Annotated in this window: 10 protein-coding genes; 7 read left to right on the plus strand and 3 right to left on the minus strand. The window is 45.9% G+C overall.

Annotated features, from left to right (window positions below; translation table 11 throughout):
• Window positions 1–45 precede the first annotated feature (45 nt).
• Complete coding sequence (ttcA, locus tag UM402_RS06815; protein ID WP_058579169.1) at window positions 46–963, plus strand: tRNA 2-thiocytidine(32) synthetase TtcA; 918 nt, start codon at window positions 46–48, stop codon at window positions 961–963.
• Window positions 964–1,003: 40 nt separating this feature from the next.
• Here the strand turns inward: ttcA and UM402_RS06820 are convergent, their stop codons facing one another.
• Window positions 1,004–1,855, minus strand: a complete 852-nt coding sequence (locus UM402_RS06820; protein ID WP_058579168.1) for a glucosaminidase domain-containing protein — start codon at window positions 1,853–1,855, stop codon at window positions 1,004–1,006.
• A gap of 22 nt (window positions 1,856–1,877) precedes the next feature.
• Window positions 1,878–2,630, minus strand: coding sequence for a hypothetical protein (locus UM402_RS06825; RefSeq protein ID WP_058579575.1), 753 nt, complete (start codon window positions 2,628–2,630; stop codon window positions 1,878–1,880).
• A 105-nt stretch (window positions 2,631–2,735) separates the two neighbouring features.
• Between UM402_RS06825 and UM402_RS06830 the strand changes: the two genes are divergently transcribed.
• The 6 genes from UM402_RS06830 to UM402_RS06855 all read left to right on the plus strand — a co-directional run bounded on the left by UM402_RS06830 (window position 2,736) and on the right by UM402_RS06855 (window position 8,828).
• Window positions 2,736–3,314: a pseudouridine synthase gene (locus tag UM402_RS06830; protein WP_053953762.1), complete on the plus strand. Its 579-nt coding sequence runs from the start codon at window positions 2,736–2,738 to the stop codon at window positions 3,312–3,314.
• A gap of 78 nt (window positions 3,315–3,392) precedes the next feature.
• On the plus strand, window positions 3,393–4,508 hold the full coding sequence (gene mnmA / locus UM402_RS06835) for a tRNA 2-thiouridine(34) synthase MnmA (protein ID WP_058579167.1): 1,116 nt from the start codon (window positions 3,393–3,395) through the stop codon (window positions 4,506–4,508).
• Window positions 4,505–5,125: a high frequency lysogenization protein HflD gene (gene hflD / locus UM402_RS06840; protein WP_058579166.1), complete on the plus strand. Its 621-nt coding sequence runs from the start codon at window positions 4,505–4,507 to the stop codon at window positions 5,123–5,125. The genes mnmA and hflD overlap by 4 nt, the downstream gene beginning before the upstream one ends.
• 23 nt (window positions 5,126–5,148) lie before the next feature.
• Window positions 5,149–6,519: an adenylosuccinate lyase gene (purB, locus tag UM402_RS06845; protein WP_058579574.1), complete on the plus strand. Its 1,371-nt coding sequence runs from the start codon at window positions 5,149–5,151 to the stop codon at window positions 6,517–6,519.
• Entirely contained in the window at window positions 6,516–7,664 is a 1,149-nt protein-coding gene (locus tag UM402_RS06850; protein ID WP_058579165.1) for a cupin domain-containing protein, read from the plus strand. Before purB ends, UM402_RS06850 begins: the two co-directional genes overlap by 4 nt.
• A 126-nt stretch (window positions 7,665–7,790) precedes the next feature.
• The gene (locus UM402_RS06855) at window positions 7,791–8,828 is read left to right on the plus strand and encodes a Glu/Leu/Phe/Val dehydrogenase dimerization domain-containing protein (RefSeq protein ID WP_058579164.1); all 1,038 of its coding nucleotides are present in this window, start codon (window positions 7,791–7,793) and stop codon (window positions 8,826–8,828) included.
• 25 nt (window positions 8,829–8,853) lie between these two features.
• Here the strand turns inward: UM402_RS06855 and UM402_RS06860 are convergent, their stop codons facing one another.
• Window positions 8,854–11,883: an FAD-binding and (Fe-S)-binding domain-containing protein gene (locus UM402_RS06860; RefSeq protein WP_058579163.1), complete on the minus strand. Its 3,030-nt coding sequence runs from the start codon at window positions 11,881–11,883 to the stop codon at window positions 8,854–8,856.
• Window position 11,884 lies beyond the last annotated feature (1 nt).

The following is an 11,884-nucleotide window of genomic DNA, read 5'->3' on the forward strand; positions in this document are numbered from 1 at the left end:
AATCCGCGCGTTATTTTTAAGCAAGTCGGGTAAACGGGAGCCATAATGGCAAATAGCAGTCAGTACAGCTTCAATAAGTTACAGAAGCGAATTCGCCGGGAAACCGGCAAAGCCATTCAGGATTTTGGCATGATTGAAGACGGCGATCATATTATGGTTTGCCTGTCCGGCGGCAAAGACAGTTATACATTGCTAGATACCCTTATGTATCTTCAACGTGTCGCGCCTATTAAGTTCTCTCTCGTTGCCGTGAACCTCGATCAAAAGCAGCCAGGGTTTCCTGAGCACGTTCTGCCAAATTATCTGGATTCACTAGACGTTGACTACAAAATTGTCGAAGAAGACACCTATAGCATCGTCAAAGACAAAATACCTGAGGGAAAAACCACCTGTTCACTTTGCTCTCGTTTACGCCGTGGCATTTTGTACCGAACCGCGAAAGAGCTAAAAGCAACCAAAATAGCGCTGGGTCACCATCGCGATGACATGATTGAAACGCTTTTCTTAAACTTGTTTCATGGCGGCAAGCTCAAGTCGATGCCTCCAAAGCTTGCCAGCGACAATGGTGAGCACATCGTTATTCGACCACTTGCATACAATAAAGAAAAAGACATTGAGCAGTATTCTCAAGCTATGGAATTCCCTATCATTCCTTGTAACTTGTGCGGTTCACAGGAAAATTTACAACGTAAACAAATAAAGCAAATGCTCAATCAGTGGGACAGACAGTTCCCGGGGCGGGTCGAAAGTATTTTTACCGCCATGCAGAATGTGGCTCCTTCACATTTGGCCGATAATAACCTTTTCGACTTTTTATCAGTTATGGCAGACGGTGTTGCTAAAGAAGACGGCGACAAAGCTTTTGATGACGAGCCTATTCAAAACAAGCAGTTTGTAGCGCCCAATGATTATGAAGGTGGCAATTCCGACGTGCAGAGCATAAGTATTAAACAGCTGGCCTAAAAAAAGCCCCTTTCGGGGCTCTTTGTATTTCTAATGAAAGTTATTGAGGAGCAGCTTCGCTACTTGTTTCAGTGTCCAGCTCTTGGCGCACTTCATTCACAATAGGACGGTTAATCCGTATCATTGCACGTAACTCTTCAATGTACTCAACACCACGTTCAGAGTAACTTTCCAAACCGACAATTAAGTCATTTGCCGTAATATCTTCATTATCTAAACGCTTCTGCTCGCGCAACAAACGTAAGTCTAAATAGGCACCGTGGGTATTAATGTTTCGCATATAGCTTTTTACTGATTCATTGACTGAATCAAACTTAGCCACTTCATGACGGCCGTCTTCGCTACGCCCGGTTGGCACAAGCCCACAACCTTTTACGTAACACCATTGACCAAATAAGTTAAGACCCATACGGGAGAAGCGCGAGGTTCCCCAACCCGATTCGTTAGCAGCCTGAACCAGCACCATCATTTCAGGAATGATGTCCATGCGACGTTTTAACAAGCCAAATAAGTTGTCATCAATGGCGATATCTTCTTCTAAACGATAATACTCGATCCAATCATCAATCTTTTGTTTATCGTCAGCGGTTAACTGGCCTTCTTGAAAACGCCCATAAACGTCTTTTAAATACGCCCGCTCATGTAATATACGAATGTTTTCCGCTTCAACCATAGGCAGTAAAAAGCTAAAAAAGGCTTCTTTTTTCTCGGACACATCTGTCATTGCCGAAAACTCAGGCATGGTTGTTTTAATCTCGACATCCGGAATAGGCGGTAAGTGTGCAACGACCGAAGCGTCTTCCTTTTTAGGTGGCTCTTTTGGAATAAACCAAGGCGTTAACAGCGCCGCAACACATAAAATAACAAATAAAATTATCGTAGCTATTCGCATATTTTTCCTCAGGAAAATAATCTTAAATAGAAATATTGTCAGACGGCTCAGGTCTGTCTTTCTCTATAACGGTTACGCCAATAATCTCTTTATAGACCACACCTATCAGGTTATAAATCATCGGCAGCATCCAAATAAGCCCTAAGCCAAATGGAATAATGGCTAAAAATAATGCTCCCATAATAAGCAAGAACAGGACAATAAATTTAGGTAACTTGTAATGAGTAATACGAAAAGAATAGTACAACGCATTTAACGGACTGACACCTCGCTCAATAACAAGAGGCATGGCTAACGCAAGCACTACCGTTAAATACAAAGACCCGAGCAACCCTAAGTTCGGATGCAGTTGGCCTAAAAGTAATGTCAGAATAATATTTAAGACTGTTGCAATAAGTGACACCACAATAAGCGGCATTAAACGTTGAAACCCATCAAAAACTTGTGTCGCTTTTGTTTTTATATCAACGCTGTGTTTTATGCCCATCAGCATAAGGCCACCGAGCAATGGCGCATTAATAACCGCTTGAATAATACTGGTGACAAACTGCAGTTCCAGCGAGTTTTCAAAACTTTCCAGCGAGAAGAAATTAATAAGCACCAACACCATTAAAACGTTAATGCCAAATAGAATTAAAAAGCCGCCTAATAAAGAGCCAAGATGGTTCTTAGTGACATTAAAAGACTGCTCTATGACGCTTTTTAAAGAAAAGTCGTATTTGCCGGTCAAAGCATCGGTTAGTGATCCGCCTACTATTAGCTTGTTATCATTCACAAAAATTACCACACTTTAATTGCTGAGTCGGTTAAAATAGCGCCCGCTATACTAGAGCATCCACATCGACAATCCAATAATTTCGATAAACACTTAAGGAGTCTCATGCAGAAAAAACGTAAAGAACGTCCTGCGAACCCCAAGCTGGTTTTACTTAACAAACCTTACGGTGTTTTATCGCAATTTAGCGGCGAAGCAGACGATGATACCTTAAAAAACTATATTCCTCATAAAGACGTTTATCCTGCCGGGCGACTCGATAAAGACAGTGAAGGTTTGTTATTGCTGACCAATGACGGTGTGTATCAGGCGCGGCTCGCGAACCCCAAGTATAAAGTATGGAAAACATACTGGGTTCAGGTAGAAGGTGAACCGACAGAAGAACAACTGGAGCAGTTACGTAACGGTGTTGAGCTCAAAGACGGAATGACGCGCCCTGCCGAAGCTTTTGTTATGCCCGAGCCCAATAACTTATGGCCCCGTAACCCGCCTATTAGAGAGCGAAAGTCTGTGCCCGACACCTGGCTTTGTATAAAGATACGTGAAGGCAAAAACAGGCAAGTTCGCCGTATGACAGCGCATGTTGGCCTACCAACGTTAAGACTGATAAGAGCTGCGGTCGGGCCGTTTCAATTAAAAGGCCTGCAGCCAGGACAGTGGCGTGAAGAGCCGCCGGTTTGGTAAACCTTTGACTACCGCTGTGGCGGTGGAAATGATAGAATACGCGCCAATTTTAGTACGCCAAAACGTCCGAGCAAATTTATGAGTGATGCAGTAAAAAAAGTCATTGTCGGAATGTCCGGAGGGGTCGACTCCTCTGTCTCAGCTTATCTTCTAAAACAACAGGGCTACCATGTTGAAGGCCTGTTTATGAAAAACTGGGAAGAAGACGACACGGACGAGTATTGCGCAGCGGCCGATGACCTGGCTGACGCAGAAAAAGTTTGCGAAACCCTGGGTATTGAGCTTCACACTATTAACTTTGCTGCGGAATACTGGGATAACGTGTTTGAGTACTTCCTGGAAGAATACAAAGCAGGCCGTACTCCCAACCCGGACATCATGTGCAACAAAGAGATTAAGTTTAAAGCTTTTCTTGAGTTTGCTGCCGAAGCGCTGGACGCCGATTATATTGCCACAGGCCATTATGTTCGCCGACAATATGACGGCAAGAAATGGCAAATGCTGCGTGGGTTGGATAACAACAAAGATCAAAGCTATTTTCTCTATACGCTCAGTCATGAGCACATTGCCCAGACACTATTCCCCGTGGGGGAACTGGAAAAGCCAGAAGTTCGTCGTATTGCTGAAGAACAAGGCTTAGTAACCGCAGACAAAAAAGACTCAACCGGTATTTGCTTTATCGGAGAGCGCAAGTTTAAGGACTTTCTGCAACAGTACTTACCCGCCAAGCCGGGTAACATAGAAACTGTCAACGGTGATGTTCTTGGGCAGCATGAAGGCTTGATGTATCACACGCTTGGGCAGCGCAAAGGGCTGCACATTGGCGGGCTGGCTGACGCTTCTGACGACCCTTGGTATGTAGTCGACAAAGACGTTGAGCGTAATGTACTGATTGTTGCACAAGGTAAGAACCACCCTCGCCTTTACTCTAAAGGCTTAATTGCCGGCCAGCTGCATTGGGTTAACCGGGAAACACCTGCGGAACCTTTCCGCTGTGCCGTAAAAACGCGTTATCGCCAGAGCGATATCGCCTGTCAGGTAACCCCATTAGACAATGGCGACGTCCATGTTGAGTTTGACGAACCTGTTGCGGCAGTGACGCCAGGTCAGTCAGCCGTGTTTTATATTGATAACGTTTGCCTTGGTGGCGGCATTATCGAAAAGCGTCTGACCGACTTTGAGGTAAAACTATGAACGACTGGCAGCAGCGAGTTATTGCATTAGCCGGTATGTCATTAAGTGCCGCTGCGGTACAGAAAATAGCGCGCAGCGGCAGTTTATACCCAGAGTCCATTACCGACACATTAGTTCATAGTGTCTTACAGCAGTCGCCCGACTCCATCGAACAGGTTTACGGTGGGCTAGTAAATTTACAGCCCGGCTTACAAACATTTGTGCGCCAAATTGGCAGCAGTTCTCAGAAAGATGTTGAAGTCACACGCTATTTAATTGGAATGCTGCACCTTTCAAGACGCTTATTAAAAGAGCCAAAAGTACTGGACGAGCTGGGTCAGCGCATTTCTCAAATAAAGCGCCAAAAAGAAGAATTTGGCTTTGAACAGTATCGTATTTTAGAAAGTATGGCTGGCGTATACCGTGAGTTAATAAGCCCATTAGGTCAGCCTATTCGAATAAACGGTAAACCAGAGGTGTTAAAGTCCGATGCTAATCAGCATCATATCCGTGCCCTGCTACTTGCGGGATTACGCAGTGCCATACTCTGGAATCAAGTCGGCGGTAAGCGCCGCCATTTCATATTTTCAAGAAAACAGATGCTGAAAGCCGCTCAGCAGCTCCTTCAAATTGCTTAATTAAACTCGGAGAACTTTGTATGTTGCCCTTATCTTCACTCACTGCGATATCCCCTGTTGACGGTCGATATGCTTCAAAAGCAGAAATGCTGCGCCCTATTTTTAGTGAATACGGCTTAATCAAGTTCCGAGTTACTGTCGAAGTCCGCTGGCTACAATTGTTAGCAACTGTCGATGGCATTAAAGAAGTTCCCGCATTAAGCGCCGACGCGAATGCAGTACTCGATGGTATTGTTGAAAACTTCTCTGTTGAAGATGCGGAACGCATTAAAGAAATTGAAAGAACGACGAACCACGACGTTAAAGCGGTTGAATACTTTTTAAAAGAGTCAGTGGCATCAAACGACGAACTCAATAATGTGTCTGAATTCATTCATTTTGCGTGCACTTCAGAGGATATCAATAACCTGTCACACGGCTTAATGCTGGCAACGGCACGAGACAACGTACTGGTGCCAATGATGACGCAGCTGCTCGACGATGTGAAAGCCAAAGCTAAAGAGTACCGAGCCGTTCCAATGATGGCTCGTACCCATGGTCAACCCGCTACACCAACAACAATGGGCAAAGAGTTTGCCAATGTTGCTGTTCGCTTAGAGCGTCAACTTGAGCAATTTAAAGCGGTTAATATTATGGGTAAAATAAATGGTGCGGTGGGTAACTATAACGCCCACCTTGCGGCTTACCCAAACGTTGACTGGCACGGCATTTCTGAGCGTTTTGTTGAGTCTTTGGGTATCAACTGGAACGCATACACCACTCAAATCGAGCCGCATGACTATATTGCAGAGTACTTCGATGCCCTGTCACGCTTTAACACCGTGCTTATCGACTTTGACCGTGATGTCTGGGGTTATATTGCCCTGAATCACTTCAAGCAAAAAACCATTGAAGGTGAAGTCGGCTCTTCTACTATGCCTCATAAGGTAAACCCCATTGATTTTGAGAACTCAGAAGGCAACCTGGGTATAGCTAACAGCATTATGCAGCATTTGGCACAAAAACTGCCTATCTCCCGCTGGCAACGTGACCTAACGGACTCAACAGTATTGCGTAATCTGGGTGTTGGTTTAGCTTATGCGGTTATTGCTTATCAGGCGACTCAAAAAGGTCTCAGCAAGCTGGAAGTTAATGAAGCCAAACTAGCCGCCGAGTTGGATGATAACTGGGAGCTAATGGCGGAGCCGGTACAGACCGTGATGCGTCGCTACGGCGTCGAAAAACCTTATGAAAAACTCAAAGCTTTAACACGTGGTAAGCGCATTACCCCAGCTGACTTAAGCGACTTTATTGATGCGTTAGATATTCCTGACGCAGCAAAAGAAGAAATGAAAGCGCTAAGTCCGGCAAACTACATTGGCCGTGCGGTTCAGTTTGTTGATGATTTAGTATGACATTAAACCTCGATATAGCAGACTTCCTGGCGAATAGCTGGCAGAAAAAGCCTTGTTTAATTAAGCAAGGCTTTGCTGCATTTTCAGATCTTATTAGCCCTGAAATACTGGCGGGCTTAGCCATGGAAGAAGGTGCGGATTCCCGTATTGTGCAGACAAATGCCAATACCGATTCAGGCTGGCAGGTCATTCATGGTCCCTTCGAAGAATATGAATCATTTGGTGAGTCGGACTGGACGCTATTAGTTCAGTCCGTTAATGAGTGGGTGCCAGAAGTTGGCGAACTCCTGCAACCCTTTCGCTTTCTGCCGGACTGGCGCCTGGACGATGTCATGGTTAGCTTTTCCTGTGAAAACGGTGGTGTTGGTCCACATGTCGATCAATACGATGTTTTTATTATTCAGGGCGCAGGTAAGCGACGCTGGCGCGTGGGCAACCGTCAACCGTTACAGGAGTTGCAACCCACTGAGGATCTTTGCTTAGTCAATAATGATTTTAACGTCGTTATTGACGAAGAACTCGAAAGCGGTGACGTGTTGTATATTCCGGCAGGCTGCCCACACGACGGCATAGCACTTGAGCCGTCGCTGAATTACTCCGTTGGCTTTAGAGCCCCTTCTCAAGCTGAGTTGCTGTGGCAACTGGGTGACAGCGCTATGGCTAATGACGTGCTAACCAAGCGCTACACAGATCCAGATAGCCAAGCCCCATCGTCTGGCTATGAGGTTACCGAACAACAGGTAGACGCTGTTAAGTCATTATTAATAGAAGCAATATCATCGGACGAGTCCAGTGACTTGATTGCCCGGTTACTATCGCAATCGAAGCGTCCTTTGGTGGAACCTGAGCTACCCGTAACAGCAGAGCAAATACCTGCAATGCTCGAGCAAGGCGCCGCCTTTATTGAACGCGCTCCCGGTGCCCGATTACTGCGCTTAAATAATGACACTTTTTATTTAAACGGTGAAAAATTCGAGGTGCCTGAAGCGGCACAGCAAGCCGCTACGCAACTGGCTAAAATGCACGGCAGCGCTCATGTTACAGAGCTGAAAGCCACCTTCTCAACGCCGGAAAGTCACGCTTTTCTGGCCGAGGTCATTAACCTGGGTGGTTACTATTTCTTCATTGATGAAGCACCTGAATAATTCTGTAAAGAGAAGTTGATAAACAGCTGTTTGAATACCCGTATTTATTGATTTTATTCAGTAGCGAACGGTTGCCCTACGTGGTAATGTTCGCGCAATTTTTTAAGCAATAAGGAATTGAAATTCATGTCTCTATTCGAGCACCCTGAATTTGATAATCACGAGCAAGTTGTATTCTGTCACGACCAAGAATCTGGCTTGAAAGCTATTATTGCCATTCATGATACAACCTTAGGCCCAAGCCTTGGTGGTACACGCCTTTGGAATTACAGCTCGTCAGGTGAAGCTTTAACTGACGTACTACGTCTGTCTCGTGGCATGACCTATAAAAGTGCAATGGCAGGCCTGCCTTTAGGTGGCGGTAAAGCGGTTATCATTGGCGACGCAAAAAAAATTAAAAGCGAAGAGCTATTCCGTGCTTATGGACGCTTCATCGAGTCGTTAAGTGGTCGTTACATTACCGCAGAAGACGTCAACATCCGTACTGAAGACATAGACATCGTTGCAAAAGAAACCAGCCACGTAGCAGGTACTGCTGACAAGGCCGGCGACCCTTCTCCACACACAGCTTTGGGCACTTACCTGGGCTTAAAAGCGGCAGCAAAACACCGTTTAGGCAGCGAAGACTTAAAAGGCGTAAAAATTGCTGTGCAAGGTTTAGGCTCGGTCGGTTATGACTTTGCTAAGTACTGTGCAGAAGACGGCGCTGAACTTATCGTTACCGATATTAACGAAGAATCGGTTGAGCGAGCGGTTAATGAATTAGGCGCAAAAGCGGTTGGTTTGGATGAAATATACGGCGTTGATGCTGACATTTACGCACCTTGTGCATTAGGTGCAACCATTAACGATGAAACACTGAAACAACTTAAGGTGAAAATCATTTCCGGTAGCGCAAACAACCAGCTGGCAAACCCTAAGCATGACCAGGCTGTTAAAGACATGGGCATTTTGTACGCGCCCGACTACGTCATTAATGCCGGCGGTGTTATTCATGTCTGCTCTGAAGCGGCCAACATGAGTCTGGAAGAAACGGATAAGCGTGTTCGCGCTATTTACGACACTCTGGACAAGCTGTTTGCGCGTGCTAAAGAGGAAGATCGCCCAACGGGTGTTATTGCCGATGAGATGGCAAGAGAAATCATAGCCAAAGGCAAGCAGTAAGTACGCTGATAAAAAAGCCTGGTGATTAAACCAGGCTTTGCAGAATAACTTCGAGCGGGTGTTTCACCCGCTTTTTTTCTACCCGCTTTACTTGAGAGCGGCAGGAAAATCCGGTAACCAGAACACCTGAAGCCCCATAACGCTGAACCGCGTCATGCCAGCCCATATGATACAGCCCCATACTGTCTTCTTGGTTTTGAACCTCATGACCAAAAGTACCTGCCATACCACAACAACCGACATTAACAATATCTAGGGTGAGGCCCAGCTTAGCGAACAGCGTTTGCCATTGTTTCGCTGACTCAGGAACAAAGCTTTGTTCAGTACAGTGCAGCAGCAGCCCATAATGACTTGATCGCTTTTGATCGTGCGACTCAAAGTCCACAGACATAAGCCACTCAATAACCGTACTTACATTGACCGGAGGTAGCTCGCCATTACAGGCTTTTCGATATTCATCCCTAAAAATAAGTGCCGTCGAAGAGTCTGGACCAACAAGACGAATATCAGCATCGGACAGCGGCTGTAACTGCTCGGTCACTTTACGCGCAGTTTCGTCAAAATCGCTCAGAAAGCCTTTTACGTGTTGCGCTTTACCGTGTCCTGTAAAAGGTAACAATATAGGTGTATAACCGAGTTTCGACACCAAATGCCCTAGCGCCAGAACAAACTCAGCTTCATAAAAGCTGGTGAATGGGTCCTGAACAATAACAACGGCTCTGCTTTTTTCCCTTTCAGATAACTGGAGAATCTCCCGGGTATCCAAAATATCAAACCCACTCTGCCTCCAACCGCTCAGTAAATCTGGCGTTGAAAAGCTTGGCGTATCTACATAACCCACAATATGTTTAAGCGCCCAGCGAGATGCCGGGTTATTAATCAACATATTACTAGCGGTTGGAAAACGACTCGCCAGTCGTCCGGTTTTTTCCACATTCTTAACCAGGTAGTCCTTTAATGGACGGAAATACCGGCTGTAGTAATGCTCATAAAACCGAGCACGAAACGTCGGCACATCGACTTTTACCGGGCACTGATTGGTACACGCCTTACAGGCTAAACACTTATCCATGGAGTCTTTTACTTCATGGCTAAAGTCCTCCGATAGTTTGAACTTACGCGATAACTTTTCAAAAATGCCGCTTTGTTCAGGCACCTGTGTCGCGTCGTACCCTTCTTTTTGTGTCAACCGCAGCCACTCACGCACTAGTCCTGCTCGGCCTTTCGGTGAATAACGCCTGTCGCGTGTCACTTTATAAGACGGGCACATAGCCGATGCAGTGTCGTAATTAAAACAAAGACCGTTACCGTTACAGTCCATCGCGTTTTGGTAGCTCTCGCGCGTAGCTACAGGTATTTGCCGATCATAGTAACCACGCTTTATGGCATCCACTGAAACCAATTGAGCTTCTGTGCTAATTGGCGTACAAATCTTGCCTGGATTCAGCTGATTATTGGCATCAAAACTGGCTTTTATTTTTTGCAGCTCTTTGTATAACTCGTTACCAAAGAATTTAGGCGCATATTCGGAGCGATACCCTTTACCGTGCTCGCCCCACATTAAGCCGCCGTACTTTTGCGTCAGTGCAGCCACTTCATCGCTCACTTCTCGCAGCAAGCTTTCATCTGCGGGTTCGGTTAAATCAAGCGCAGGCCGTACATGCAGCACACCAGCGTCGGCGTGACCGAACATGCCGTAATCTAAGCCCTTGCTGTCTAGCAAAGCCCTGAATTCATTAATAAATGGTGCCAGTTTTTCAGGTGGTACGGCTGTGTCTTCGGCAAAAGCAACGGGTTTGCGTCGCCCTTTTGTTGCTCCCAACAAGCCGACTGACTTTTTGCGCATTGCGTAAATCAGTTGTATGCTCGGCAAGTCATCACAAATTTGATAGCCAATAACGCCCTGGTTATCTTTACTCTTAATGAGTTTGTCCAAGCGCTGACAAAGCGTATTAACCTTAGTATCTATGTCATCTTGGTCAAGTCCAGTAAACTCGACCATATTAATGCCGTCCATGCGCTTGCCTTCAACGTCTTCAAGCAAGTGTGACACAGACTTCCAGATGATATCTTCCCGCGCAAGGTTCAGCACTTTACTGTCAACAGTTTCGACCGACGTCGCATTTGCCTTTACCAGGAATGGTGCATTCTCTAAGGCAGCCTGAAAGTTTGAGTATTTTACGTTAACCAGCACGCGGTGTTTGGGAATTGGCGTAATGTTCAGCCGGGCTTCGCTGACGAAGCCTAACGTCCCTTCTGAACCGGCAATAATTCTCGAAACATCAACAACCTGCTCTTGGGGGTCATAAGCGTGCTTCAGGTCATAGCCTGTTAAAAAACGATTCAATGGCGGGAATTTATCAGCAATTAAGTGCTCTTCACCAACGCAGGTGTCTATAACCTGACGGTAAATTTTTGCTACCCTGTCGCTACCTTGAGCAATGGTTTCAGCCTGTTCAAGAGACACCGGGCCACTGTCAAGAACCTTTCCGTCAAGCAATACGGTTTTAAGCTCGAGAATATGGTCGCTGGTTTTTCCGTAAACCAAAGAGCCCTGCCCGGAAGCATCGGTGTTAATCATGCCCCCCAGTGTTGCCCTATTACTGGTTGATAAGTCAGGCGAGAAGAAATAGCCATGCGGGCGCAACGCATCGTTTAACTGGTCTTTTACCACTCCGGACTGCACGCGAACCCAGCCTTCTTCGGCATTCACTTCCAGTACTTTATTCATGTGTCGACTCATGTCGACCACAATGCCGGAGGTTAATGACTGACCATTGGTGCCAGTACCACCGCCTCGAGGAGAGAATTGAATATCAGAAAACTCATCCTGACCGGCTAACTTCATCACCAGAACAAGATCAGATTGCTTTTGAGGGTATAAAACTGCCTGAGGTAACTGTTGATAAACGCTGTTATCGGTAGCGGCAATAAGCCGCCCCGAATAACTCACATCTATTTCGCCGGAGAATCCAGAGCCTTTTAATGACTTTAAAAAGCTCTGGTAGTTTTCCGGTAACGCACTTTCCGCTGAAACTTTCGGTAATGCGGTCATA

Origin of the sequence: Idiomarina sp. OXR-189 (assembly GCF_034373425.1) — a bacterium.
GTDB classification, from domain to species: domain Bacteria; phylum Pseudomonadota; class Gammaproteobacteria; order Enterobacterales; family Alteromonadaceae; genus Idiomarina; species Idiomarina zobellii.

What these genes read in the sequence shown, in the direction of transcription:
- hflD (WP_058579166.1), top strand. Translation starts at nt 4,505, where the DNA reads ATGAACGACTGGCAGCAGCGAGTTATTGCATTAGCCGGTATGTCATTA.
- UM402_RS06830 (WP_053953762.1), top strand. Translation starts at nt 2,736, where the DNA reads ATGCAGAAAAAACGTAAAGAACGTCCTGCGAACCCCAAGCTGGTTTTA.
- mnmA (WP_058579167.1), top strand. Translation starts at nt 3,393, where the DNA reads ATGAGTGATGCAGTAAAAAAAGTCATTGTCGGAATGTCCGGAGGGGTC.
- UM402_RS06855 (WP_058579164.1), top strand. Translation starts at nt 7,791, where the DNA reads ATGTCTCTATTCGAGCACCCTGAATTTGATAATCACGAGCAAGTTGTA.
- ttcA (WP_058579169.1), top strand. Translation starts at nt 46, where the DNA reads ATGGCAAATAGCAGTCAGTACAGCTTCAATAAGTTACAGAAGCGAATT.
- UM402_RS06860 (WP_058579163.1), bottom strand. Translation starts at nt 11,883, where the DNA reads ATGACCGCATTACCGAAAGTTTCAGCGGAAAGTGCGTTACCGGAAAAC.
- UM402_RS06850 (WP_058579165.1), top strand. Translation starts at nt 6,516, where the DNA reads ATGACATTAAACCTCGATATAGCAGACTTCCTGGCGAATAGCTGGCAG.
- UM402_RS06820 (WP_058579168.1), bottom strand. Translation starts at nt 1,855, where the DNA reads ATGCGAATAGCTACGATAATTTTATTTGTTATTTTATGTGTTGCGGCG.